This is a genomic window from Erwinia sp. BNK-24-b, from assembly GCF_047456155.1.
Classification (GTDB): Bacteria; Pseudomonadota; Gammaproteobacteria; order Enterobacterales; family Enterobacteriaceae; genus Erwinia; species Erwinia phyllosphaerae.
The window spans coordinates 2,241,178-2,267,977 of sequence record NZ_CP179901.1 but is presented as its reverse complement, the minus strand read 5'-3'; the positions used below and the strand labels follow the sequence as shown (position 1 = coordinate 2,267,977).

20 protein-coding genes are annotated in these 26,800 nt (G+C 54.3%); 17 read left to right on the top strand and 3 right to left on the bottom strand.

Features of this window, described 5'->3' with window-relative positions:
• Nucleotides 1-3 precede the first annotated feature (3 nt).
• The 16 genes from ACMGGR_RS10120 (at nucleotide 4) to ACMGGR_RS10045 (ending at nucleotide 19,545) form a co-directional block, all read left to right on the top strand.
• Nucleotides 4-498, top strand: a complete 495-nt coding sequence (locus ACMGGR_RS10120) for an Hcp family type VI secretion system effector (protein WP_414148825.1) — start codon at nucleotides 4-6, stop codon at nucleotides 496-498.
• 29 nt (nucleotides 499-527) lie between these two features.
• A complete protein-coding gene (locus ACMGGR_RS10115; protein WP_414148824.1) occupies nucleotides 528-932 on the top strand; it encodes a GPW/gp25 family protein in 405 nt (134 codons plus the stop codon).
• Between the two features lie 11 nt (nucleotides 933-943).
• Entirely contained in the window at nucleotides 944-2,746 is a 1,803-nt protein-coding gene (gene tssF / locus ACMGGR_RS10110) for a type VI secretion system baseplate subunit TssF (protein WP_414148823.1), read from the top strand.
• Nucleotides 2,737-3,687 (top strand): type VI secretion system baseplate subunit TssG, encoded by a 951-nt coding sequence (gene tssG / locus ACMGGR_RS10105; RefSeq protein ID WP_414148822.1) that lies wholly within the window; start codon nucleotides 2,737-2,739, stop codon nucleotides 3,685-3,687. Before tssF ends, tssG begins: the two co-directional genes overlap by 10 nt.
• Complete coding sequence (locus ACMGGR_RS10100; protein ID WP_414148821.1) at nucleotides 3,678-5,660, top strand: type VI secretion system Vgr family protein; 1,983 nt, start codon at nucleotides 3,678-3,680, stop codon at nucleotides 5,658-5,660. The genes tssG and ACMGGR_RS10100 overlap by 10 nt, the downstream gene beginning before the upstream one ends.
• 10 nt (nucleotides 5,661-5,670) lie before the next feature.
• Entirely contained in the window at nucleotides 5,671-6,168 is a 498-nt protein-coding gene (locus ACMGGR_RS10095) for a DUF6931 family protein (RefSeq protein ID WP_414148820.1), read from the top strand.
• The gene (locus ACMGGR_RS10090) at nucleotides 6,168-6,467 is read left to right on the top strand and encodes a PAAR domain-containing protein (RefSeq protein WP_414148819.1); all 300 of its coding nucleotides are present in this window, start codon (nucleotides 6,168-6,170) and stop codon (nucleotides 6,465-6,467) included. The genes ACMGGR_RS10095 and ACMGGR_RS10090 overlap by 1 nt, the downstream gene beginning before the upstream one ends.
• Before the next feature lie 10 nt (nucleotides 6,468-6,477).
• Nucleotides 6,478-7,542, top strand: coding sequence for a type VI secretion system protein TssA (gene tssA / locus ACMGGR_RS10085; protein ID WP_414148818.1), 1,065 nt, complete (start codon nucleotides 6,478-6,480; stop codon nucleotides 7,540-7,542).
• Nucleotides 7,539-8,105 (top strand): type VI secretion system lipoprotein TssJ, encoded by a 567-nt coding sequence (gene tssJ, locus ACMGGR_RS10080; RefSeq protein ID WP_414148817.1) that lies wholly within the window; start codon nucleotides 7,539-7,541, stop codon nucleotides 8,103-8,105. Before tssA ends, tssJ begins: the two co-directional genes overlap by 4 nt.
• A complete protein-coding gene (gene tssK, locus ACMGGR_RS10075) occupies nucleotides 8,105-9,496 on the top strand; it encodes a type VI secretion system baseplate subunit TssK (RefSeq protein ID WP_414148816.1) in 1,392 nt (463 codons plus the stop codon). The genes tssJ and tssK overlap by 1 nt, the downstream gene beginning before the upstream one ends.
• Nucleotides 9,493-10,116 carry a DotU family type IV/VI secretion system protein gene (locus ACMGGR_RS10070; RefSeq protein ID WP_414148815.1) on the top strand — a complete coding sequence of 208 codons (624 nt, stop codon included), beginning with the start codon at nucleotides 9,493-9,495 and terminating at the stop codon, nucleotides 10,114-10,116. The genes tssK and ACMGGR_RS10070 overlap by 4 nt, the downstream gene beginning before the upstream one ends.
• A gap of 193 nt (nucleotides 10,117-10,309) precedes the next feature.
• Nucleotides 10,310-12,433: a type VI secretion protein IcmF/TssM N-terminal domain-containing protein gene (locus tag ACMGGR_RS10065; protein WP_414148814.1), complete on the top strand. Its 2,124-nt coding sequence runs from the start codon at nucleotides 10,310-10,312 to the stop codon at nucleotides 12,431-12,433.
• Between the two features lie 57 nt (nucleotides 12,434-12,490).
• Complete coding sequence (locus ACMGGR_RS10060; RefSeq protein ID WP_414148813.1) at nucleotides 12,491-13,510, top strand: hypothetical protein; 1,020 nt, start codon at nucleotides 12,491-12,493, stop codon at nucleotides 13,508-13,510.
• Nucleotides 13,507-16,047, top strand: coding sequence for a type VI secretion system ATPase TssH (tssH, locus tag ACMGGR_RS10055; RefSeq protein ID WP_414148812.1), 2,541 nt, complete (start codon nucleotides 13,507-13,509; stop codon nucleotides 16,045-16,047). The genes ACMGGR_RS10060 and tssH overlap by 4 nt, the downstream gene beginning before the upstream one ends.
• Nucleotides 16,040-17,125 carry a VasL domain-containing protein gene (locus tag ACMGGR_RS10050; protein WP_414148811.1) on the top strand — a complete coding sequence of 362 codons (1,086 nt, stop codon included), beginning with the start codon at nucleotides 16,040-16,042 and terminating at the stop codon, nucleotides 17,123-17,125. The genes tssH and ACMGGR_RS10050 overlap by 8 nt, the downstream gene beginning before the upstream one ends.
• Before the next feature lie 98 nt (nucleotides 17,126-17,223).
• Entirely contained in the window at nucleotides 17,224-19,545 is a 2,322-nt protein-coding gene (locus tag ACMGGR_RS10045) for an FdhF/YdeP family oxidoreductase (RefSeq protein ID WP_414148810.1), read from the top strand.
• A gap of 133 nt (nucleotides 19,546-19,678) precedes the next feature.
• Here the strand turns inward: ACMGGR_RS10045 and mqo are convergent, their stop codons facing one another.
• The 3 genes from mqo to treZ form a co-directional block, all read right to left on the bottom strand.
• On the bottom strand, nucleotides 19,679-21,331 hold the full coding sequence (gene mqo, locus ACMGGR_RS10040; RefSeq protein WP_246759431.1) for a malate dehydrogenase (quinone): 1,653 nt from the start codon (nucleotides 21,329-21,331) through the stop codon (nucleotides 19,679-19,681).
• A 318-nt stretch (nucleotides 21,332-21,649) separates the two neighbouring features.
• Nucleotides 21,650-24,151 carry a malto-oligosyltrehalose synthase gene (treY, locus tag ACMGGR_RS10035; RefSeq protein ID WP_414148809.1) on the bottom strand — a complete coding sequence of 834 codons (2,502 nt, stop codon included), beginning with the start codon at nucleotides 24,149-24,151 and terminating at the stop codon, nucleotides 21,650-21,652.
• Nucleotides 24,148-25,929 carry a malto-oligosyltrehalose trehalohydrolase gene (gene treZ, locus ACMGGR_RS10030; protein ID WP_414148808.1) on the bottom strand — a complete coding sequence of 594 codons (1,782 nt, stop codon included), beginning with the start codon at nucleotides 25,927-25,929 and terminating at the stop codon, nucleotides 24,148-24,150. Before treZ ends, treY begins: the two co-directional genes overlap by 4 nt.
• 210 nt (nucleotides 25,930-26,139) lie before the next feature.
• On the opposite strand from treZ, the gene ACMGGR_RS10025 reads away from it, so the two are divergent.
• Nucleotides 26,140-26,763 (top strand): hypothetical protein, encoded by a 624-nt coding sequence (locus ACMGGR_RS10025; RefSeq protein ID WP_414148807.1) that lies wholly within the window; start codon nucleotides 26,140-26,142, stop codon nucleotides 26,761-26,763.
• The last annotated feature ends 37 nt before the right edge of the window (nucleotides 26,764-26,800 follow it).

Below are 26,800 nucleotides of genomic sequence, written 5' to 3'. Positions count from 1 at the left end.
GCGATGTCAGAAGTTAATCATTTATTTATGCAGGTTGACGGTATTAAAGGATCTTGTAGCGATAAGGATTACAAAGAGTGGATTGTTATTGAAAACTTCAGCATTCAGTCAATGAATGAATCTAATATTGAGACGGCCAGTGGTCAAATGAAGGGGAGTAACCCTTATTTTTCGCCAATCAGCATCAGTAAAGGGATTGATGCGACGTCTACTTCCTTTTTTACCAGTGTCCCTAAAGGTACAAATATTAAAAAGATTGTATTTGTACACACCGAGGTAATCAATGAGAAACGCAGTGAAAGCATGCGTATTACCATTGAAAATTGTGTTATATGCTCTCACAACATTGACGTGGGAAATACGGGAAGAACAGGTTCTGAGTCACTGGTTTTTGCCTACGGCACCATTAAATATGAAACCAACATGGCAAAATCAGACGGTAAGATTGGCAAGCAGGGACCTGTAGGCTGGGACCGCGTAGCGAATACTTCATTATAATTAACGGCTGAGGGCACAAAAGGCATTCTATGTTGTTAAGTATGCTGGCGGATAACGATCCTAAAAATCAGAGTACGCATGAATCCGGTCCAAAGCTGGATTTAGCAGAAGAAATCCTGATGCTTTTATCGAGCCGCCCGCGTGATTATCACGTCAATGATTTGCCTGAAGTGTGCCGTTCAGTCATTAATTATGGTATTAGCGATATTTTCCCTGATGGCCTGTCAAAAACAGAACGTGTTGCAATAATGCAGGCCCGTCTGCTTAAAACGCTACGGCTTTTTGAACCAAGGTTTAAAAATATTTCCGTAACTCAGGGAGATGAAAACCAGGGCTGTAGCGTTTTTATTATTACTGCAGAAATGAATGGTGACGGCGTTTACTTACCTCTTGAGTGGGACGATCTGCTCGGCAACTTTTCAATACGTGCATAACAGGAAGAAAGATGCTGGCGAAAAAACTGCTTTCGTATTATCAAAACGAACTGAGCTATCTGCGCAAATATGGTGAACGCTTTGCCAGCCATTTTCCGAAGATTGCGCGCAGGCTTGGTTTGTCCGGCGGCTATTCTGAAGATCCTCACGTTGAACGCATCATTGAATCTTTTGCGTTAGTGACCGCGCAAATTCAGCAGAAGCTGGATGAGGATATGCCGGAGGTAACGGAAGCGCTTTTAACCGCCCTGGCTCCGCAGTTTCTTCGTCCCTGGCCGTCTGTCTGTATTGTGCAAATGAACGCGGACAGCAAAACCAGCGGTCTGAAAACCGGTAGCGAGCTAGCCGCCGGAACCCTGTTGTATTCACGTGATACGAGCGGCCACACCTGTCGTTTTAAAACGTTATATCCCGTTATGCTGCAACCGCTAACGACCGAAGCGGCGGCGTTACAGTATGATACCCATACTATGCAGTGGCATCTGACGCTGCGTCTTAAAGTCTGGCCCGGCGCAACTTTTAACGCATCCTCTTTTCGTCTTTTTTTGCATGGCGGCAATATGGCCGTCAGCCTTCTTTATAGTCTGCTGTGCGATGGCGTAGAGCATTTTTCTTTGCTGTGTGCTGAGCGTTATTTTCCACTTGGCGCGGCGGATATTCAGCCCGTGGGTTTTCAAAAAGGCGAGGGTATTCTTGAAGCCGATCCGGGCATTTCACCGGTTTATACATTATTGCAGGACTATTTTTTATATCCGCAAAAATTTCATTTTCTGGATTTCAGGTTACCCTCTGGTTTCTCTGCCGGCAATCAGGAAACGATAACGCTGTCATTTCGCTTTCGCCAGGACGCGATGCGCCACAAGCCAGAAAACATTGCGCCCGCTATCGATAAAACCTTTTTCCGCCTGCACTGTACGCCAGCCGTCAACCTTTTCTCCTTGCGTGCTGAACCGATTATTCCGCATCTACAGAATGCTGAATATCCCGTTATTCCCGATGTACGCTGTGCCGATAAAGTTGCCGTGTGGTCAATCGATAACGTTTCCGCCATGCATAAAGAGGGCAATGAAAGTCTGCCTCGACGCATCGCACCGTTATATGGCCTGGATCGTTCTGCCAGCGACAGGGAACCAGACATTTTCTGGCAAAGCATCCAGCGTCAGACGTTGACGAACAGAGGCGAAGCTTCGGCAATGTTTATCGCCTTTTCCGACCGCAGCGAGCGTCCGCTTGCGCCGCAAAGCGATTTAATTGGGCTGGAATTAACCTGTTATGACCAGGATATTCCCGCCAGCATGAAAAATGGACATCCGCAGGGCGATTTTGATGCTGAACTGCCGGTGGCGGCAGTTAAAATTGTCGCCTTAACCCGGCCTACGCTTTCTGTTCCCCGGCCGTTAAAGCAGGCTTCGCGCTGGCGGTTAATTTCACATTTATCACTCAACCATATGCTGATCAGCGGTCCAAACGGCGTAGCGGTGCTGAAAGAAACGCTGTCGCTCTACAGCGCCGGTGCCAATCCCGATAACGATCGGCTCATTGACCTGATTAAGCAGATAGAAGTTACGCCGGTGATGGCTCGGCTAATCAGTCACGATCCGCGATCGCTGGCCCGTGGGATTGAAATCGAAGTTACTTTCTACCGAGCGGCAGCGGATGAGCTGGGATATTTCCTGTTTTGCCGTTTTATTGAGCATTTCCTGGCTCTCTACGCGCCGGTCAATAGCTTTTCTAAAGTCATTACCACTATCGAACATCATGAAGATTTCCGGCGCTGCTGGCCCGTACGTGCAGGGAGGCTTTCGTGGATTTAAGCCAGGTCTTATGTAAGCACCACTTTTGCCAGCAGGTGCGCCTGATGTTACGCCAGCTTTCTCCCGGTGCAGGTTCGCAACGCCTGGCGGCACTAAAAAGCCGCCTCTGGTTTACGTCGCCGCTGTCGCTGGATGCGCCGGAAGGTGAAACAGGCGCAATAACGAAAACAGTGGATGGTCTGTGGCAGGTTGAAGTGCAGGTTCACGGACTGACTGGCGCGCTGGGCGCATTGCCTGCGGTTTATACCGAATGGCTGATCGGACGTTATTACCGCTACGGCGACACGGCGGCTAAAGCCTTCCTGGATATGTTCAATAACCGCCTGTACCAGCTGCGTTATCAGGCCTGGCTGAAATATCACTTTTGCGCGAGCTACGAAAACAGCGATCGGCTGCCGTTAAGCGAAGCGATCCGCGGGCTGGCTGGCGTTATGCAGTCTGCGCCAACGCTTCAGCAGGAGGCCTTTGCCGGTTTTTTTGCTAATCCGCTGCGTTCGCTGGTTCATCTGGAAAACTGGCTAAGCACGCGTTATGCCGTGCCGGTCAGCGTGACGCCTTTTACCGGTGGCTGGCAAGAAATGTCGCCAGAGCAGTGCTGCTGCCTGGGCCGTCCTGAGCAAACGCTGGGGCAGGCCCCGATGATCGGCAGGGTGTGTCTGGATATGGCGGCCAGCTTCACCGTCACGCTGGGACCGCTACGCGATGCGGACAGGTTTTTACCGGAAGGTGACCGCTACAACAGTCTGTGGCAGAGCATCCGGGACTACGTCGGTCCGGGACTGAAAATTATTATCGACGTGCTGATTGAAGGTGGAAGGCAAAACAGCATCGGGCCGGGAAACGGACAACTCGGACGGGATCTCTGCCTGGGCCAGCCTGGCGCAGGCTATCACCGTATTCGCTTACCTGCCTGGCAGGAAAAGGAGCAAAAATGTCATTAATGGCAAAAGATCGTTTTCTGCGCTTTTGCAGCGCTAAGGCACAGTCACTGGTCATTCTCTCTGCGGAAGGAGAAGAGCGGCTTGCAACGCCTTATCAGTGGCGAATCAGTTTTTATTCCGCCTTGTCGCTGGAAGAGACTAAAGCGCTTTTAGGCACCGAACTGGCTTGTCAGATCGGCGAAGGCAACCAGACCCGTTATCTGCATGGTGTGCTTACCGATCTGGCGATGGTTACCGATGATGAGGCGGCCTGTTTGTATAGCGCAACGCTACAGCCGCATTTAGCATTGCTGCAGCATGGCTGTAATCTGGCCGTGTTTCAGCATATCAGCGTGCCCGACCTGGTTTGCCAGATATTGCGCCGCAATAATATTAAAAATATTGAGCTACGCCTGCAGGCAAGCTATCAGCCCCGCGAATATTGTATTCAATATCGTGAATCCGATTTTGCTTTTATCAGCCGCTTACTGGAATCGGAAGGGATCTATTACTTCTTCAGCCATACGGCCAGCCAACATACCTTAATTCTGGTCGATCACCCCTCCGGCCATCACGCCGCGGCCATCGCCGCATTGCCCTGGCATCAACTCGCAGGGAGCGAGAATAACGGCGGTATCCTTAGCTGGAAAGGCGCAATGTCGCTAACGGCGGCTTGTGTACAGTACAAATCTTTTAATGTCGAGCAGGCAAAAGCGGTAGAGGGCGAATGCCAGGGCAATAAAAACGGCGTTGACGGCGTCAGCTTTATTGATGCCCATGGTTTGAGCAAACGCGATGAGCTGCAGGCCGCCGCACGTTTGAAGATGGAACAGCTTGAGGCGCAAACCCAGCACAGCGAAGTCCAGCTTCAGGCCTGGTGGCTGAGCTGCGGTGAAAAAATCTCCCCGGTCGGACATCCCTCTGTCAACGGCGAATTCAACATCAGCAGCCTTTGGCTGTCGGTCAGCAATAATCTGGAAAACCAGACCCACAGACTGCACTGTCACGCCACGGTTTTTCACAGCTCGCTGACCTGGCGTCCACCTTGCCAGACGCCCGTGCCGCAAATCGCTGGCGTGCTTACCGCGACCGTGGTGGGCCCGGCGGCAGAAGAGATTCATACCGATAAATATGGCCGCATCAAAATTCAGTTTCCCTGGGACGCTGATAACAACTATGACGACAGCAGCTCCTGCTGGGTTCGCGTATCTCAGCCCTGGAGCGGCAGCGGCTTTGGGGCATTGTTTATTCCGCGCATCGGCAGCGAAGTGCTGATCGGTTTTATACACGGTAATCCGGATTACCCGGTGGTGACCGGCACGGTTTACAACGGCAAAAACCAGCCGCCTCTGGCGCTACCGCAGGAGAAAAACCAGGCCGGCTTCATCTCACGTAGTTCCCTGGACGGCAATGCAGAAGAGGGACATCAGTTGCGCTTTGATGACAGCAAAGGTGAGGAAAAGCTGCTGATCGTTTCGCAAAAAGATCTGCTGTTAAAGATCAAAAACGATCTGATCGCAGAAATCGCTAACGAGGTCAAAAACACTATCGGTGCGGGCCGTACTACGGAGATCAGCAAGGGCGATGAAAGCCTGACGCTATGTCAGGGAAACCATCAGCTGACGCTCGAACAGGGGAATCTCTCGACCGAGATCAAGCAAGGAAAGATGGTCCTGAAGCTGGAGAAGGGGGACTACAGCCTGGAGGTGAAAGGCAACCAGAAAGAGAGCCTGAGCGGCGGCAATCATAGTCTGAACGTTAGCGGCGGCGGCAGCACCGTTAAAGCAGACAAAAGCTGCGTGATTGAATCAACGCAGTCCATCGAGTTAAAAGTCGGCAGTAACAAGATATCTATTACGCCCGCGGGCATTACGCTGAGCGGCACCGTACTCAAAATCGAAGGCAAAGGCACGGCGGAGCTTGGGGGAGCTATGGTCACGGTGAAAGGAAGCGGCATGACTCAGGTCAAAGGCGGCGTGGTCATGATTGGTTAAGGAGAGCGTGATGACGATGATATCACCCGGAGGGCTTGCTCTCCTTGAGCATGCGGCCGGTTTTAAAGGAAACATTGCCGTGCTGCTTTCGGCCCGGCGCTGGGAAGATGCGCTGGCATACTGGGTTGAGAATGTGCCTGTACAAGAGCTGCTCGAAAAAGTCTTGCCCATTATTGTGGATAGCGCAGATAGCGAAGAGCAGATCTGCGTCAACGCTATTCGCGGCTGGCTGAAGGAGCGCAATGATGCTGCTCGCCGTCATATTTTTGAGCAGGCTGAATCGTTAGGTTTTGCGACGCCTCTGGGCGCCATCGGCCTGGCGCTGTTCTGGATGGACGGCAGCCTGACGCCACCGGAATGCGAACCGGTCTATGCCGAAAAGCACCTTGCGCCGCTAATGTTGTGCACCGCAGTCAAACTACTCAGCGTTTCACTTGCCGCAGATAATCCACCGGTTGCAGGGGCAAAACTGCTTTTTTCCCGTGGCTATAACATGGAGGTAGCGTAATGGGACTTCCTGCAGCCAGAGTCGGCGATATGCACGTTTGCCCCATGATGACGCCAGGCGTCCCGCCCATTCCACACGTCGGCGGGCCCATTCTCGCCCCGGCGTCGCCGACCGTGCTGATAGGCGGTGTACCGGCAGCGGGTATGGGATCGGCCGCGGTTTGCGTTGGGCCGCCCGATAGCGTTGTTGCCGGAAGCGCTAAGGTGCTTATCGGTGGCAAACCCGCAGCCCGCATGGGCGATAGCTGTGCGCACGGCGGCACCATTGTCGCTGGCTGCCCAACCGTACTGATCTCCTGATGGACCGCTAATGAATAACGATTTGGATTTACTGTTGGCCCCCGTTTCGGGCAGTGCGCCGGCAGGGATAAATGTTGAATACGAGCAGGTATACGAAGACATTCGCCAGGCGCGCGAAAGCGATCCCGATTATTTACCGCAGGATGAGTGGAGCACCACCTTGCGTAAGGCGGACTGGCCAAAAGTTATCAGGCTCAGCAGCCAGGTGTTGCGCGACAGCAGCAAGGATATGCAGGTGGCCTGCTGGCTGGTTGAAGGGCTGGCGCAACAAAACGGGATTGCCGGTGCGGCGCGCGGCTTTTACTTTTTAGCGCGTTTTATCGAAGGCTACTGGGAGAGCGGCTGGCCGGAAAACAGCGAGGATAACATGGCGATACGCCACGCTATTTTCAGTCGGCTGGACCGGCAGCTGGCGCAAATGCTGGTCACCAGACCACTGCTGGAAAAGCCAGAAAGCTCGCTCGAGTACTGGCAGAAGGTCCTGGCCCACGAGCATCTGATGACGCTGAAAGAGGCAAGTGACGAGGAGGATGATGATGATTATACGATGGAGAATTACCAGCGGTGGGTAAGCCAGCTTTCGCCGGAAAAGATTGCCGCGCTGGATGCAGATCTTCACCAGCTTGATGATGGGCTGCACCATTTTATCGCCAGTTATCAGCATGTCGGCAGGCTGGAACACGCCGCCATGCCGCACATGTGCCAGATCCTTGAAGAGTTACAGGCGCTGACGGGACGACTCTATAAGCATGTTGCCCCCGTTACCGATGACGCTGACATTGACGACATCATGCAGCAGAACGTACTGGCTGCCAGCGGTGAAGAGAATCGCGCGGTACCGCTGGCCGGGAGCGTTGCCAGCCAGAAAATGTCTCGCGATCTTGCTATCACACAAATGTTAACCATCGCCCATTTTTTTCGCCAGACGGAGCCTTCCAGTCCCGTTCCTTTTTTGATGGAGCGGGCGGCGCGCTGGGCAAATATGACGCTGACCGAATGGTTAGAGGAGATGCTGCGGGACGACAGCACGCTGCAAACTATTCATAACGTTTTAACCGGGCCGGAAAAAGAATGAGCATTAACTTCCCGCTGAACCTTTTACTGCTGCTGGCGCTGTCCGGCTGTGCCAGTAAGCCGGAGCCTACGCCGCCGGTCGCAGACGCCGTTTTTGCCAGCAGTGCTATTACGATAAAGCTAAACGCTCGCCCCGATTTAAATAAGGTTAACGAGCTGGCCACCAGCTGTACCGTTCTGGTTCTGCAAGCAGCAGATGAACCAGCCTTACATAAGGTACTGGAAAACCCCGCCACGCTGAAAGGGCTGTTTATGGGCTCCGATGCCGGTGAGGCTCTGCTGAACATTGACCGCTACGTCATGATGCCGGGCCAGACCGCCACCTTGCATATCGACAGGGTAATGAACGCCCGACATATTGCGCTGGTCGCAGGCTATTACCCGTTTCCCAACAGGCAGCACGCCGTCACTTTTACTCTTCCCGAGCGCATTTACACCACGGGCTGGTGGCAAAAAGTGAAGCATGCCGAACTCTTGCCGCTTACCGTTTCTGTCACGTTGGGCAGCCGCAGCATTCTGCGTAATGAAATAATCAGCCCGGCGGGCCACGGCAAGGAGCAGTAATGTATCCGGAACAGCAGCAAATTTACTGGCACTCAGGCCTTTATTTACAGCCACAGCATTTTCAGTCCTTAGACCTGCATAATGCCTGGCTGCACGCCCGCTACAACCAGCTGGCCCGACCCTATAACGTGGGGATTATCGAGGTGGCTATAAATAGCGTGGCGCTGGAAGACGCCGTCCTGAGCGTTGATAATCTTCGGTTTTTGATGCCTGGCGGCGATTATCTACAGTATCCGGGCAACTGTCAGATAGCAAAAAGGGACTTCCGCGACCTGTGGCAACATCGCGATCGGCCGCTGACCTTCTGGCTGGCCCTGAAGCGTTTTGATCCCGTGCATCGCAACGTAACCCTGCCGGGAAAGGAGGGCGAACGTGCCGGTACGCGCTGGCTGAGCGGTGGCGAAGCCACGATGATGAAGGATGTTTACGATCACGCGCCCGACGCGGCAGTCACCCGGCTGAGCTATAACGTGCAGCTGCTGACGGATGCGGAAAAAGAGAGCGCGGTGGACTGCGAATATCTGCCGCTGATCCGTCTCAGCCACGACGGTGAAAAAGTGATTTGCGATCCCGACTTTTCGGCCCCGGCCGTTACGCTACGCGGATCGCCCACGCTCGCCTACCTGATCGATTCACTCTATTTTGAAATTAGCGCCCGCACCAAAAAGCTGGAGGAGTATAAGCGCACCGCGCATCTCAATAGCCGCCGTGAAAGCGGTAATCAGCTAATCCAGCTGCTCGCCATCCGTTCACTGAACCGGGCGCTGCCGATATTAAAAAACTATATTGAGGCGCAGCAGGTTCATCCGTGGCAAATCTACAACCTGCTTTGCCAGCTGACGGGCGATCTCTCTTCTTTCAGCGACAGCTGCTCCTGCCTGGGAGAATGGCGGGGAGAAGAGCACGCAGCGCTGCGCTACGATCACTATCAGCTTTGTCATAGCTTCAGCCGCGTGCGGCAGACGTTGCTTGCGCTGATCAACGATCTGGTACTGGAAAACAACACTTATATCAGGCTGGGTCACGAAAAAGGCATTTACAGCAGCACGCTGGAAGAGGTCGCAGCAGGTAAAAAAGGCCAAATTTTGCTGATGCTGCGATCCTCGCAGATTGCTTTTGATGATAAACGATTCAGCCAGACGGGCAATTTCAAGCTTGCTGCACGAGAAGCCATTGACGATCTCATCCAGCATGCGCTACCGGGTATTCCGATTACGCGCTGCGCGGAAATCCCTCATGGCGTGCCAAACCGTAACGATACCGCCTGCTATTTTATCCGGCGCGATGGCGAACTCTGGCAGCAGGTCGAAACGAACCGCAGCATCGCCTTTTACTCCCCCGATATGCCTGATGATTTGCTGGTACAGCTTGTCTGTATGGAGGGCGAATGAAATCGTTACTGAACTACTATTTGCCGGTTTTTAAAACGGGCGTAAGTTTTAAATTAGCGCCGGAAAAACATCCTGAATTTACTCTTTTCCAGCAGCAGATAATGACGGATATTTCCCGCTCCATGGCTGCGGCTGAGCAATATTTTGCTCAGGGTGATTGCCGCAGTGCCTGTTTTGCCGTGGTGGTTTGGTTTGATGAGCTGGTATTGCAGTCATCGCCAGAATGGATTGACAGCTGGCGAAGGAATCTTCTGCAAACGCGATTATTTGATACGGCCATTGGCGGCAGTGAGTTTTTTTCCCGCCTTGAAAAAATCAATAAAAAAAACTGGCCGCTGCGCCAGGTTTATCTTTTTTGCCTGTTGCTGGGGTTTAAAGGCATCTATGCCTGGCAAGATAAAAACCTGTTGCAACAGCGCATTGCGGCAGAGTGTGACTGTTTTCCTGAGGAGTGGCAAGACGCCGGCGCAACCCGACTGATAAATGTTACCGCCAGCGAAGGTGAGTCACGCCTGACGCGTTATGCTTTTTTTCTGAACAAGCCCGTTCTCGCGGGCAGCGTTATTTTTATTTACCTGATAATGGTGATGTCAGGCTTATATCTGTTGAAGGGAGTCTGATCTTTTGAAAAAAGCACTCTGTTTATTAGCGTGGGCTTTTTTTCTGTGCCTGCTTTTTTCTCTTTGCTTTTATTTTGCGCTCTGGTCTGGAAAGGGCCTGCTTAAAGCAGCGTTGCTCTGGCTTTTCTTTATTGTGATCCTTTGCCTGTTCTTTTTAATTCGAGCAGCGCTAACGGTTGTTAATGAAAAAAAATTGCTCGGTAAGCTACTGCCCCGGCACGCGTTTACCCGCACGGAACACCTGCTGTTTGGGCAGTGGAAGAAAGGCCTGCACCTGGTAAAGCGGGTTTATAAGAAAAAACAGCTTCCCTGGCTGATATTAACCGGCTCCGCCAGCGGTAAATCAACGCTGATGACCCACGCCGGCATGGCGCAGTGTCTGGACAACCTCGAAAACAACGTGCTGCCCACGCGCACGGTGCGATGGTGGCACTTTCGTCACGCGGCTTTTCTGGAGCTATCCAGCCGCTTTCTGATTGCTGGCAATCCGTTAGCGACCAGCTGGCCGCGCCTGGTGGATTGGCTTCGTTCGGCACCTACGCCCGCCGGTATCGTCGTGACGGTTTCCGCCGGGGAGCTGTTCTGCGGCGAGCCGCAGCCGGAAAGGCTGGCCCAGCTGGTACGGATGCAGCTGGCACCGCTATTGAAAAAGTTACAAAGGAGACTGCCGGTTTATGTGATCGTGACTGGTTGCGATGGGCTTGCTGGTTTTAGCTCATGGGTAAAAAAACTTTCTACGCTACAGCAACAGCAGGCGTTGGGACGCCACTGGCGGCAGTCACCGCTGCCAGACGAGAAAGACCCGGGCCTGCTGGATTCGCTGTTTCTGCCGCTTAAAGAGGGGCTGGACAGAGCGCGTCTCGGTCACTTGTCGGGGCAGGTTGCCGATGAAAGCCTGCCCGATCTGCTGGCGTTTCCTGAGGAAATGATGCGCCTGCAGCAGCCCGTGCAGCGTTATGTCGCCACGCTTTGCGCCACGGACTCCTTCTCAGCGTCAGGGCAGCTGGCAGGAATCTGGTTTACCGCCGCGCTGCCGGACGGCCCAAACCGCCTGCGCGGTTACTTTATGGATGAACTGCTGACGCTGATACCTGAATTAAGCCAGCAGCGGGAGCCGGTATACAGCGGTTACTACCGACGCTATGCCCGCTGGGGAGGCCTGGCCGCTACCGCTTTGGTGCTGACACTGTTACTGGCCAGCGCTGGCAGTACGCTACAGCTGATTACTGGCGACAGCAACAGCCTGAAGGATGACGTTAGCCAACTTTTGCGCATCGAGGCCAGTGCCGATCGTTTCCGCTATTTGCCGTTCCGTATGGTGCTCAGCCATCATCAGCAGCGTCTTGCAGAAAAGCTTGTGGTTGCCGCTGCTGTACGGCCCATTGATATTAACGAAGCGACAGAGCAGTACACGTCCTTGTTTGACAAAGCCAGTGCCGAACAACAGCGCAAGCTGATTATCGCGCTGGCTGAGGCGATAGCCAGCAAACAAGCGATGCGTAACAACGCTCCGCTGGCTTCTCTTGCGCCGGTTTTACCTTCGCTGACGATGTTTGCAAGCTCTGGTCCGCTCTCACCCACACATAGCCTTATTGTACAGCGTGCTTTACTGAACGGGCCACAGGGCGCCGCGCAGCTTCAGCATCTGCGTCAGCTGTTGCAGCTGTTGGTTAATCGCGATCCGCAATGGCAGTGGCTGCTTGCTCCCGTCGCTGAGCTACCGGCTATTCGCCTGGCGGATTTTTTACCCGCAACTACGAATGCGATAGTTATTGAAAGTAGCTGGACAGTGCAGGGACGCCAGCAGCTGCAGGCCTGGCTGGAGCAAATCCGCATGGCGGCGGGTGAACGGCTTCCCGCGCTGGACAAGTTTGAACAGCACTATAACGCGCTGAGACAGGCGGCCTGGCAGAAATTTATGGTTGAGCTGTCCCGACAGGCAATCCCTTTTTATAGCGCCGGGCAATGGACAGATATCCTGCTGGCGATTGGTGATGAAAAAGGGCCAGCGCTGCGCTTTGTTACCCTTGCAGAACAGCAGCTTAGCGATATCAGCGCGCAGGAGGCCGCGCCCTGGCTGAGGCAGCTTCGTCGGCTGAGTAAGGTGCAGACCACGGCGAAATTGCAAAAATGGCTGCGGCAGAAAAGCCTGCTGGAAAGCGAGCTGCGTCAAAAGATCACCGGACCGCAAGCCAGTCCAGGGATTTCCATTGCGCAAGTGGAGGCCTGGCATGCCTGGCGCAAAAGCGCTCAGCTTGCCGTGTCTGCTGCGCTGGGTGCGCCTGCAAACACACTCCTGACGGCAGGACTTTTCTAGAGTGCTACAGACAAGGCCGAAAACCCATTGCGGGCGCTTCGCCTGCCGCAAAACAACTTGCGCAAAGAACTCCTGATTGCTGACCCGGCTACCGACAGGTTCTGGCTTCTGTATGCACTGGAAGAGCGGCTGCTGGTGGCGCATGCCATGCAGCAAACCGGCTGTTGGCTACAGCAGCAGTGGGAAAAAACCGTGCTTTGGCCGCTCGATAAGCTGAAGTCGCGCTTGTCGTACGATGAACTGCAAGACCGTTCCCGGCTTTACCTGTCAGCCTTTATGCGTGGCCCGGCGAAAGAGGTGCTGGTAGCCGACAGTCGCGGGGTGACAAGCGGGACTTATGCAGAACAGCAGGTGCCGCTGACCCCCTCGTTTTTACTGTTAGTCAACGAAATGCTACGACCCGATGATCTGCTGGCGCTGCCTGAACGTCAGTCTCTCCAGCTGGATGCAAGGCTGTCGCGGCTGCGGGAACAACAGCAAGTGTTAAAAGAAGAACAGGCGGCGCTGGAGGCCCGCTCGGCCGAACTGACGTTACAAAGCCTGCCGGCGACTATTCCCGGCGGCGCACGTCTGATGCCGACAGGCACCACGCTGACGCTCTTCTGCGGCGATCGACAATGGTCGCTGGACAGTATGAATTTCAGCGACCGGGCGACTTTTCTCTGGCGTCCCGGCCATTGTCAGCGGGTCACGCAAACTATCAAATTCCCCGGCTTTCAGCTTGCTTATCACTATAAAGGCGACGGCGCATGGCCGGAATTTTTAAACGCTATCGCCAATGGGCAGCATAGCTACAGTGCCGATGACTTTCCTGAGCAGGCCGATTTTTTACGGGCGCAAAACATTCATACCGTGCTGGTGCGCTACCAGGCCGGGCCGCTGGATGAAGTATTAGATCTCTGGCAGCAATGGCAGGAAACGGCGCAGGCTTTACGTGACAACGTCACCGATCGGTACGATCTTGCTCAAGAAACTTTTGATGATGAAAACCAAAAAGAAGATTTATCCGCTTTGCCGGTGACCATTGCAGCTTGTCACCAGCACTCTTTCTCCTCTGTTCGCCAGGAAACACCATGAGTCACTATCTGAAGAAAATTGTCGAATTACTTACCAGCGATGGCCGCCAGTGTCTGGATGCTGCGGTCAGCCTGGCCGTTAGCCATAACCACCATGAGGTCGGCATTGAACATCTGTTGCTTAGCACCCTTGCGGCGCAGCCTGTGCTGGTCGAGGAGCTTTGCCTTAAAGCCGGACTGCGCGGCGATCGGCTGGTTGACGCGCTGCAGCTTACGCTGCAACAGCAGCGTCGTGGTAACACCAGCGGGCCGGTTTTTTCGCTCTCATTAGTTAACTATCTGGAAATGGCCTGGCTGCATGCCAGCGTTGTCTGGCAGCACGAGCGGCTTGCCGCCTCCGCTTTTATTGCCTGCCTGCTGGCCCACAGATCCGATCATGCCTTTGCACAGGCGCAGGCTATGAGCACGGCCCTGCAATGCGATGCTGAGCTGGCCGACGAGCTGCTCTCTGCCGCCGCGAAAAGCACCGGCGTCGGTCAGATTGCCGTCAATGCATCTCAGGAGAATACGGCGTTAAAAAAATATACCCACAACCTTACCGAGCGCGCGCGTGAAGGAAAGCTCGATCCGGTATCGGGGCGCGAATATGAAATTCGCCAGATGACCGATGTGCTGTTGCGTCGTCGGCAGAATAACCCGGTACTGGTTGGCGATCCTGGCGTCGGTAAAACCGCGCTGGTAGAAGGCCTCGCCCAGCTTATCGTTAGCGGCAATGTGCCGCCACGGCTGCAAAATATGGCGGTACTGGCGCTGGACTTAACGTTACTGCAGGCGGGTGCCAGCGTGAAGGGCGAATTTGAAAAGCGCCTGCAGGCCGTACTGAAAGAAGTAAGGGCTTATGCTTCACCGGTTATTTTATTTGTCGATGAAGCCCACATGCTGATTGGTGCGGGCGGGCAGGCTGGACAGAATGATGCGGCCAACCTGTTAAAACCGGCGCTGGCGCGTGGCGAAATTCGTCTGATTGGGGCCACCACGTGGGCTGAATATAAAAAGTACTTTGAAAAAGATGCCGCGCTGGCGCGGCGTTTTCAGCGTATTCAGGTTGAAGAGCCGGATACGCCAACGGCCATCACCATGTTGCGTTCTCTGGCGGGCCGCATCAGCCAGCATCACGGCGTACCGATACCGGACAGCGCTATTGTCGCGGCGGTAGAGCTGTCGCAGCGTTATATCACCGGAAGGCAGCTTCCCGACAAGGCTATAAGCCTGCTGGATACGGCCTGCGCCAGAGTGTCGCTATCGCAGTGCCATCAACCGCCGGAAATTGAAAATCTTAATACCCTGCTGCACAACATCGCGCTGGAACGTCAGAGTATCGCCGACGAGCCGCAAAGCGCGACGCGGCTTGATGAGCTTGCAGAACACGAGGCGCAAATAAGGCAAGATCTGGCCGCGCTGGCACCCATCTGGCAAAACCAGCACGAGCTGGTCAGGCAGATCCTCGCCTGTGAAGATCAAACAGAAAAACGCAGCCTGCGCCAGCAGCTGACGGCAATGCATCAGGACAGCACGCTGGTGTACGAACGGGTCGATCCGCCTTGCGTGGCGGAGATCATAACCGGCTGGACAGGGATCCCGGCCAAAAATATGCTCGGCAAAGCGTCGCAACAGCTCGACTGCCTGACGGCGCAGCTTGAACAGCGCGTTATCGGGCAATCGCACGTTATCGAGTCCATCGTGCAGCAGATCCGTATTAGTAAAGCCGATTTGGGCGACCCGGAAAAACCTTGTGGCGTATTTATGCTTGCCGGGCCGTCAGGCGTGGGGAAAACAGAAACGGCGCTGGCGCTGGCCGATCTGCTGTATGGCGGCAGGAGCAATATGATCGCCATAAATATGTCTGAATATCAGGAAGCGCATTCGGTCGCAGGACTCAAGGGATCGCCTCCGGGTTACGTGGGCTACGGTCAGGGAGGCGTACTGACCGAGGCGGTGCGCCGTCAGCCTTATAGCGTGGTGCTGCTGGACGAAGCGGAAAAGGCCCATCCGGACGTCATGGAGCTGTTTTATCAGATTTTTGATAAGGGCATGATTGAAGACAGCGAAGGGCAAAAAATAAATTTCCGTAACACGCTGATTATTTTAACCAGCAACCTGGGAAGCGAGCTGCTGATGGCCGCACCGGATAACCAGGATAGCGTGGCGCTCACCAGACTTATTCGCCCTGAGTTTGAACGCGTGTTTCGTCCTGCGCTGATGGGCCGACTCACTTTGCTTCCCTGCCTGCCATTACAGGGTGAAACGCTGAAGCGGATTATTGAGCTTAAGCTGGGCAAACTTTGCCAGCGCTTCGCCGGTGCCCGCCGCCATCGCTCGCTGAGCTATAGCCGTAGCGTCATCAGCTATGTGGCCGATCGTTGCCACGTTCAGCAGAGCGGAGCGCGCGACATTGATGCGGTGCTGGCGAGAGAACTGTTGCCGTTACTCACCGATCGGGTGCTCAGTGCAGGCGATGATGACCTGCATCTTCGCGCAACGGTTTCCGGGCAGCGGCTGGTCCTGAATAAGCGTGCAAAAAGGGGCAAGGATGAATGAGCTTTTCAATAAAAAAACGTTAAGGATCAACGGCAACGATCCGCGAAGGAGCAGAGCTTTTCTGGCGCTAAGCGAGGTAATGAATACGCCGGATCGGCTCCCGTCTGGCGAAAAAGACTGGCAGGCGCTGGAAAAAACGTACCAGCAGCATCTTCGCCACTACGGGTTTGACCTGCAAAGCGGCTGCTGGTTTTGCCTGATTAATTTACAGCAGCATGGCTGGCAAGGGCTGGCCCAGGCTTTATCTCTGCTGGTCTGGGCCTGGAGTGAGCCGGACGGCAGAAGCTGCTGGCCTGCGGGTGATGACATGCGTGTCTTGCTGCTGGAGTGGTTTAACAGCCATGTCGTTACCCGTATTTACACGCTGGAAAGCGAGGTTGCAGGCGACGAACTTAAGCTGATTGCCCAGGATATTGCGCAGCTTCAGGCACAGGCAGAGAAAGCCAACGCCCGCTGTCGCCATGCTTTGCGCAACATTCACTACTTTCTGCAAATTCGAGGGCAGCGGCCTGCGGCGGAAGCCGCGCCAGCCGTGCAACCTGAACAGCCAGCGATAAAAGAGGATGCCAGCAAGCCTCGACGACGACGTGACGCCCTGGTCTGGTCTCTTGCCGGTGCGGCCAGCGGCGTAGCGATAACGTTGCTGACCGTTACGCTAATGCATAAACCCGTGAAGGGGCTACAGGACAATGCGCTTGTTCAGCGCCCGGCGCTGATCTGGCCAAACAATGAAGCCAGCCAGCGGTGGCAACAATTGTTACAGGAGAGAGCGGCCAGCCTGCCTTCTACGGCAGGTTACGGTCGGGTTCTCGCCAGGCTGGATGAGCTGGATGCGCAGCTTCTGGCCGCAGAACAGCGAAAGGGAAGTTATCTCACCATTTCAGAACTGAAAAGCATCTCCTGGACTTTGCGTCGCGAACTGGAAAGCGCCGGGCCGCTGCCGGAGCAGTTGTTGCAACAGGCAGGATCCCTGGCCCAGCTGCAACAGATAGCAGAGCGTCTGGATGCGCTGACCGCGTTCTATTTGCTCAGACAGCAACAACTACTGGCACAGGAAAACAGTGCAAGTCCTTCGTAAGTTGTCGACAAACAGATTGCCTTACATTTGTTACCGCGCAACCGCCGGAGCCTGTTCTAAGCTAAAAGCTGGATTAAGCAAATGTGACGCGGAGTGGTATGAAACAGGAAAATAAAACAATCGGTATTGCGCCCTATGGCGGTTCAGCCGGCGGCTGGGGTGCACTGAAAGCCGTTGCCGACGCGCTGCGTGGCCAGATGTCTGTAAAGCAGGATGTCATTGCGCTTTTTAAAGTTAACCAGCCGCAGGGGTTTGACTGTCCGGGCTGTGCATGGCCCGATCCTCGCCACGGCTCCTCTTTCGAATTTTGTGAAAATGGCGCGAAGGCCGTCTCCTGGGAAGCCACCAGCAAGCGCACCACGCCCGAATTTTTCTCTGCCCATACCGTCAGTGAACTGTGGCACCGCAACGCTTTTGAGCTGGAAGGCGAAGGCCGCCTGACGCATCCCATGAAATATGATGCGGCAACCGACACTTATCAGCCCATCGAATGGGAAACCGCCTTTCGTGAAATAGGCGAAAAGCTGCAAAGCTATGACGATCCGGACAGCGTGGAGTTTTATACATCCGGCAGGGCTTCCAACGAAGCGGCCTTCCTGTGGCAGCTCTTTGCGCGCGAATACGGCACCAATAACTTCCCGGACTGTTCCAACATGTGCCACGAGCCGACCAGCGTGGGCCTGCCGCAGTCAATCGGCATCGGTAAAGGTACCATTGAGCTGGAAGATTTTGACCATTGCGATCTGGTTATCTGCATTGGCCACAATCCCGGCACCAACCATCCAAGGATGCTGGGCACGCTACGGGAAGTCTCTAAGCGTGGCGCAACTATCGTCGCAATTAACCCGCTGCGCGAGCGTGGTCTGGAACGTTTCACCTCGCCGCAAAGCCCGGTTGAAATGCTTTCGCTCAGCTCCACCGAGCTGGCTTCCACCTACTATAAAGTGCGGGTAGGTGGCGATGCGGCGATGCTGAAAGGCGTCATGAAATGCCTGCTTAGCATGCACGATAAAGCACTGGCAGCCGGTCAGCCTGGCGTGCTGGATGAAGCGTTTATCAATGAGCACACGCAGGACTTTGAAGCGCTAAAAGCCGATCTGGAGAGCACCGACTGGCAGCATATCTTCAAAGTTTCCGGGATGTCGTTTGAAGAAATTCAAAAAATTGCGCGCCTCTATGCCGCTTCTGAGAGAACCATTATCTGCTACGGCATGGGGATTACGCAGCATCAGTACGGCACGCAAAACGTTCAGCAGATTGCTAACCTGCTGCTGATGCGCGGCAATATCGGGAAAAAAGGCGCCGGAATTTGCCCGCTGCGCGGTCATTCTAACGTGCAGGGCGATCGTACCGTCGGCATTACCGAAATTCCGCCGCAGACGCTGCTGGACAGCCTTGAGAAGGTCTTCGGCTTTAAGCCGCCACAGCACCATGGTCACGGTGCCGTGCAGGCGATTCAGGCGATTCGCGACGGTCGTTCGAAAGCGCTGCTTTGCCTCGGCGGTAACCTGGCGGAGGCTATCTCCGATCCGCAGCAGACGTTCGCAGCGATGCGCAAGCTCGACCTGGTCGTGCATATGGCGACCAAGCTGAACCGTTCACATCTGCTGCTGGGTAAACACAACTATCTGCTGCCGGTGCTTGGCCGTACCGAAATTGACCGACAGGCTTCTGGCGAACAAAGCGTCACCGTCGAAGATTCTATGTCAATGGTGCATGCTTCCCGCGGATCGCTGAAACCCGCCTCGCCATGGCTGAAGTCAGAACCCGCTATCGTGGCCGGGCTGGCGAAGGCAACGCTGCCTGACACTAAGGTGAACTGGGACAGAATGATCGGCGATTACAGTTTTATTCGCGAAGCCATTGAAGCAGTATTTCCGGCGTTTAAGGACTTTAATCGCAATATCCTGCAACCGGGTGGTTTTAGGCTTTATAACGCGGCGTCCGAACGTAAATGGCTGACGCCATCCGGACGGGCGGAGTTTAAGGTGATGCAGGGCATCAATGAAGATCCTCGCTCGCTGAAATGCCACGATCTGGTGCTGACCACGCTGCGCAGCCACGACCAGTACAACACGACGCTCTATGGTTTAAACGACCGCTATCGTGGGGTTACCGGCAGGCGAGATGTTCTGTTTATCTCTGCTGAAGAGGCGGAAAGCCGCCAGCTGCGCGTGGGGGATAAGGTAAATATGGTTGCGCTCGATCCGGACGGCAACAAAACTTCGCGACGGCTGGATAACCTGACGATAGTGGTGTACGACATGGCACCGGGTTCGGTCGCCGCCTACTATCCGGAAGCTAACGTGATGGTGCCGCTGGACAGCTTTGACACCGAAAGCGGGATCCCTGCCTATAAAAGCATTCCGATTGTGCTGGAGCATGCAGAGGCAACGGAAACGTCGGGGACGCTACGCTAAGGGAACAGAGGTAACCGCGTTGTTGGGCGGAACGTTTTCTATACAGGGAGCTCGTTTCAGGCGCGGGTGCAAAAGAAAAAGGGCGGCTACCAGCCGCCCTTTATTTTTAGCTTTCTCACGTATAAAGCGAAGCTTACAGCGCCATATCGTGTTTGGCCGGGGTTTTCTCCGCCTGGCCGGTAATGGTTGACTGTGCAGGTTCCTGAGCAGGCATGTTGATGACCGGTGGTTTGGTCAGCTGTAAGGTTTCTGCCGTGTCATCCCAGACTTTCTGCGTCAGCGCGGTGTTGCCGTTCAGCGTCTGGCCGTAAGTCGGCACAACTTTATGGATCTTTTCCTGCCACTCAGGTGAGTTAAACTGCTCCGGGAACAGCTTCTTCATCACGTTAATAGCGATAGGGGCCGCGGTAGAAGCACCCGGCGAGGCGCCAAGCAGGGCCGCAACGGTTTTCTGCTGGTCGGTAACGATTTCCGTTCCCAGCTTCAGCACGCCGCCTTTATCCGCGTCCTTCTTGATAATCTGTACGCGTTGACCTGCCTGAATCAGCTTCCAGTCTTCTTTCTTCGCGTCCGGATAGTACTCTTTCAGCGAAGCGAAACGGTCGTCGTCGCTCAGCATAACCTGACCGATCAGGTATTTCACCAGGTCAAAGTTATCCAGGCCAACGTGCGTCATCGGCATAAAGTTGCTGGTGGTAGTGGTGCCCAGCAGATCGAACAGCGAACCGTTTTTCAGGAATTTGGTAGAGAAGGTCGCGAACGGCCCAAACAGCACTACACGCTTACCGTCCAGGTTACGCGCATCCAGATGCGGTACGGACATTGGCGGCGCGCCTACGGAAGCCTGACCGTAAACTTTTTCCAGGTGACGGCTGGTAATGGCCGGGTTTTCAGTGACCAGGAACGAACCGCCAACCGGGAAGCCCGCATAGTTGTCTGCTTCCGGAATACCGGTTTTCTGTAACAGCTTCAGCGCGCCGCCGCCAGCGCCGATAAAGACATATTTCGCGTCGATAGCGCGCTCGCTGCCGTTTTTCACGTCTTTGATCGTGACGTGCCAGGAGTTGTCGCCGTTACGTTTGAAATCGGTCACTTCTGACGACGTTTCCAGCTTAAAGTTGCTGTTTTTCTGTAGGCTGGCGGTCAGCTGACGAGTGATTTCACCGTAGTTTACGTCGGTGCCGACTGGCGTCCAGGTCGCGGCAACTTTCTGCTTAGGATCGCGGCCTTCGATAATCAGCGGTGCCCACTGCTTGATCTGATCCTGATCGGTAGAGAATTTCATGCCCTGGAACAGGGTGGTTTTTTGCAGCGCGGCGTAGCGCTTGCTGAGATAGTTAACGTTGTCGTCGCCCCAGACAAAGCTCATGTGTGGCGTCGAGTTAATGAAAGAGTGCGGGTTGTTCAGCACGCCGCTTTTCACCTGAGAAGTCCAGAACTGGCGGGAAATCATAAAGGCTTCATTGATTTCCAGTGCTTTGCTGACGTCGATAGTCCCGTCGGCGCGCTCAGGCGTATAGTTCAGTTCCATGTTGGCAGAGTGGCCAGTACCGGCGTTGTTCCAGCCGTTGGAAGACTCAAGCGCCACGGCATCCAGTTTTTCCACCATGATCTGTTTCCAGTCTGGCTGCACGTCTTCCAGCATCGTACCCAGCGAGGCGCTCATGATGCCGCCGCCGATCAGCAGGACGTCGGTTTTCTCTGGTGTAGTTTCAGCGTGGATCGCTGAAGAAATCAGTAAAGTTGACAGCGAAAGCGATGTAAGAAGCTTTTTTGATTTATTCATGGCAGGTCACAAGTCGGAATTTGACATTAGTTAAAAAGTGGTTGTAAATATTAAAATATTGTTATGCCGAATGGCACCTGTTTTTAGTTACAAAACTAAAAAATGTCATATTTAAGTTAATTTAGTTACAAATGACGGGCGACTGGTGGGTTGACTGTTACATAACTTACCAACAATAGCGCTTTCACGCTCTGCGCACGGATGCCAGCAATAACTACAGAGGGCGGTATTGTTAAATTACTTCGCTATGTTGAAAGGCAAAAAGCGGGGCCGGACGTACGGTAAAATGATGCCGGTCTGCAAAGACCGGCGTCTGAGTTAACGGCTAAGCAAAATCAGCGGCGAGCGGCAGTCGAGACCGTTCAAATTAATGCTGCTTTCCAGCGCCAGCTCTTCGCCGCTGATAACATTGTAATAGCGGCGATGGGCAAGCTGTGACGGTAACGCGATGTCGGTATCCTTCCAGTGGCCTTGCTGCATTAAATCCAGCACAAGCCTTGGCGTAATAACGATTAACGCGGCATCATCACCCGTTCGCGCATACGCCACCACGCTCTTAGCTCGGATGCCGCTTACCGCCAGCGGCAGATAAGCGCCTTTGCGAAACAGTTCCGGCTGCTGATGACGTAAAGGCAGCACGCTGGCAATAATATGCTGCTTCAAACGGCCATCCAGCCAGTGCTCTTCGCGGCTGAAGTCTACGGATGCGGTATCTTGCAGCAACTTCTCCAGCGCGGCGAAATCGGGTTCGCGACGGTTGTCAGGATCGACAAGGCTGAAATCCAGCGTTTCGCTTCCCTGATAAATATCCGGCACGCCAGGCGCCGTCAGCTTTATGGCTGTCTGGGCAAGGCCGTTAACCAGGCCCGCGTGAATAAACGGCTGTAGCGCCGATGTGAAATCCAGCAGAAAAGCCTTATTTTCCGGCGAGAGCAGGTGACGCACATAGTCCAGCACGGCATTCTCGTAAATTTCGTTGCTGTCTGCCCAGTCTGTACGCAGCTTCGCTTCGCGTAGCGCTTTCTCGACAAAGCCCAGGAATCGCTCCTCCAGCGCTTTTAATCCTGCGGCGTCATCGGGCTGAAGCTGAGGTGGCCAGACGCCGGCCAGCGCCTGATACAGCATCCATTCTACCGCCGGTTTAGGCGCCGGGCCGTCCGTCAGTTTCATCACCTTAACGTGATTCATCTGCCGCCAGCGGTTAACGTGTTCAGCCCACTTCTCCGGCGCTTCGGTCAGCGTATAAAGCCGTGCGCGGGCATCTTCGCCGCGCTTGGTATCGTGGGTGGTGGTGCCGGAAAGCCCATCCGGCTGCCGTTCCAGTCGCGTTTGCATTTCCGCATGGAAGCGTGCCAGCGAAAAGGTATCCGGCATCGGTTCGGCACCCACTTCGTTCAGCGCCAGCGCAAGATGCAAACGGAAGAACAGCGTGTCTTCGACCGATTTTGCCATCAGCGGCCCGGTCAGCTGCTGGAAGCGCGTACGGAAAACGGCGGCTTCCTGCTGTGCCGCCGCTGAAACTTCGCCAGCCAGCACGCGCGTCAGGAAGCCCAGCGTTTCACCATCGGCCGTCTGTACTTTTTCCACGACTTTCAGCAGAAGATCGGCATCGGCCGCCGGTAACCCTTCGGCTGTACCATAGGTACGATAAACAGGGAAGGCCACCAGCAGCTCACGCAGCGCTGAGAGCAAGGCTTTTTCATCCGTGCTTTCGTTATCGCGACGGGCAATGGAAAGCGCCAGCTGTAATAGCCTGTTTGCTTCTCCGGCAAAATTGCGCGTCGCCATCAACATTTTGGCCGCGCGCAGTTCGGCATCGACATCTACCGGCTTGCCCAGAATCTCTTCATAGGTTTTGCGCAGCGTCCGGATTTTGTCGCCATCCACCAGCGCTTCCGCCAGGGTGGCGATAAACTCGTAGCCGGTGGTGCCGGAAACGGGCCAGTCCGCCGGCAGCTGCTCATCTTTGGCCAGAATTTTTTCGACCGTAAGGTAGCAATTTGGGCCCACGGCCTGACGTAAACGCTCCAGATACCCTTTGGGATCGGCAAGGCCGTCGACGTGATCGAGACGCAGCCCGTCAACCGCCCCGGAATGCACCAGCTCTAGCGCCAGACGATGCGCATTGTTGAACACGGCTTCGTCTTCAACCCGCACGCCAGCCAGCCCGGTTATTTCAAAAAAGCGGCGATAAGAAAGATCGCGCGGCGCGTCACGCCAGCTCATCAGCTGATAGGGCTGCTGCTCGTGCAGCTCCGCTATTTTTGCGCTGTCGGTCAGCTGAAGCACTTCTTCTTCACGACCCTGCCAGCTGTCGGGCGTCAGTGGATAAAACGTTTCGTAATAGGCCAGCGCCGGTTTGCCGGTTTGCGGATCGGGCCGAACGGTGATCGCACCATTTTCCAGCTCGGTGGCAAAGTCATCGCCAAGGAACGGCAGCGTCAGGCGGCGCGACCAGTCGATATCAAAGTAACGGGCGTAACGGCTTTTTTCACCATACTCAACCACGTCGCGCCACCAGGCGTTTTCCAGCGAAGAAGCCATATGGTTTGGCACAATATCTAAAATCAGGCCCAGCCCGGCGTCCTTCAGGGCTTTTACCATGCGCTCAAAGCCCTGACGGCCACCGATGGCGGGGTCGATCTCGTTGGCGTCGGTGACATCGTACCCGTGCGTGGAGCCGGAAAGCGCCGTAAAGATGGGTGAAGCATAAAGATGACTGATGCCAAGCGCCTTAAGATAAGGCACCAGCGCGGCGGCACGATCAAAGGTCATACCGTTACGAAACTGAATGCGGTAGGTCGCTGCGGGAATATTCACTTTGGCTCTCTCGTGGCAAGACGAACAATAATAGAATTTTGCACCAGCTCTTTAGCTTCCTGCGGCCAGCTGAACAGAGTCTCGCCCGGCAATTCAGGCTGCGGCTGCGTTTTTTCACCGATATTCAGCGCAAGAGAAAGCGTACCATCGGGGAAAGTCCAGCTGACGGCGAAGAAGCCCGGCGCGGTATTAATTACCTTACCGCTGTGGCCGCCAGCGTTTGCCAGCAGCGGAACGATATGTTGCTGGCGCAGCGTCAACAGGCTTTTACTGAAGGCCAGCCAGGCCTTGCCTTCTTCGCTTTGCAGTTTGTTCCAGTCCAGCTTTGAGAGACGAAAAGTGTTTTCCGCGTTCGGATCGGGCACGCTTTCATCTTCATGTCCCGCATGGCCCTGAAACTCTCTGGCCCGGCCTTCGCGTACCGCTCTGGCAAGATCGCCATGGAAGTCAGTGAAGAACAGGAAAGGGTTGGTTTCGCCATATTCTTCGCCCATAAACAGCAGCGGAATATGCGGCGAGCACAGCAGCGTGGCCAGCAACACTCTGGTACGTTCGGCACCGGCGAGCTGAATCAGCCTTTCCCCCTGCGCGCGGTTACCGACCTGATCGTGATTCTGGATAAAATCGACGAAGGCGACCGGCGGCTGGCCCGCGCTGGCTACGCCGCGTTTTTCGCCGGACTGCGCCGAGACTTCGCCCTGATAAGCAAAACCTTCCGTCAGGATACGGGCAATCAGTTTTTCCGGCTCTCTGGCAAAGTCCTGATAGTAGGCATGCGTTTCGCCAGTCGCGAAAACGTGTATAGCGTTATGAAAATCATCATTCCATTCGCCGGTAAACAACGGCGCAGAACCGTCTTCCTTACGCGGATGCAGGAAAATGACGTTGCGGCTGTCTTCGGTGGTCAGGTGCGCTGGCCGGTCGGTAATTTCGCTGCGGATGCGCTCGGCGATTTCAATCAGCGCGTGTTTTGCTGAAATATCTTCAATCTGATCGATAGCGTCAAAGCGCAGGCCGTCCAGGTTGAACTCTTTTAGCCAGTAGAGCGGGGCTTCCACAATATATTGGCGGGCCGCTGCGACATCGTAAGCGATACCCGCTCCCCAGGGCGTGACGCGCTCCTTATGGAAAAAGTCGGGCGACAGCAGCGGCAGATAGTTGCCTTCCGGTCCGAAGTGGTTGAGCACGATATCCAGTACCACCGACAGGCCATGACCGTGCGCGGCGTCAATAAAGGCTTTAAAGTCATCCGGCGTGCCGTAGACGGAATGCGGTGCGTAAAGCAGCACGCCATCGTAACCCCAGCCACGATTGCCACCAAACTGCGAGACGGGCAGCACTTCCAGCATCGTAACGCCAAGCCCGGCCAGATAAGGTAATTTCTCAATGGCAGCCTTAAAAGTGCCTTCCGGCGTGAAGGTGCCGATATGCATTTCATAAACGACGGACTCTTCCCACGCGCGACCTTGCCACGGGTGCTGCCAGCTATAACTTTCCGGGTTAATGACTAACGAGGGGCCATTAACATCCGCTTTCTGGCCACGCGAGGCCGGATCGGGTATCACCATGCCGTCAGGAAGCACAAAGTTATACTCGGTGCCCGGCGCAATGCCGCTTATTTCTGCTGTGAACCAGCCGTCTTCATCCCGGGTCATCTCGCGATCGTGGCCAGCGAGCCGTAGCTTTACGCTTTGTTGTCCCGTTGCCCATAAACGAAAACGGACCGTGTCGGCGGCCACGTACTCCGCGCCCCAGGTTTTGCTAAATGTTGATCCCATTCCATAGCCTCGTTTATCACAGCGTGAGGCACCGCGCGGCCTTTCCGGCGATGCAAGCTTTTGATGAAATCATAGACTATTGCGCGGGGAGCGTTGCCTCTGTGGGGCAACGCACTGAAGCTTGATGCTAATCAACCTGTTTCCACCTGAGTCGAATAATATCAAACGTCCTTTTTTATATTTAAGCGACACACGCAGCGGGAAATAGATTTGAAAAAGAATTCTTATACATTAAAGCATAATAAAACGCCGGATGACATTAAGAAACATAAAGCATTACGCGGTTTGCGATGCTATGTTTCTTCATTTTTCCACCATAAGCACAGGATACACCCTGACAGTAATACCTGTGAGCGCATTACGGAGGTGATAAATAAAATGTCTTCATCAGGGAAAAATGTCGCCCTGTTAACTTATTGTAAAGCAAGGCATAGTGCAATAATATTTTGCGAGAGAGATACCTGGAGTATTGTTTCGGCATATGGCGATGGGGTGGTATACTATGGTGATTTATGTCATGAACAGCTGGTGGATATAATATACAGGGAATCGACCGGCTGGAAAGATACAATAAAAATGTCAAATGTGGTTTATATCGGCGGTCTGAATATTATCAGCATGGAACAATATATTAATGAATTTGCATCGGTAAATAAATTTAAGATTTTCACTAATAATTGCTCACGATTTGCCGCGAATGTTTTGATTGCAGGAAGCGGTCAGCAAAAAGGTTTTTTTACACATGACAGACCCTGCCAGATGCCTGCAAATACCTTAGAGTTAGCAAAGGAAATAGACCGCTTCTTACAAAAAAGAAGGGGCATCGTCCGCTAAGAGAGTAAACCGCTTCTTTTGAGGGTGCCAGGGCGGC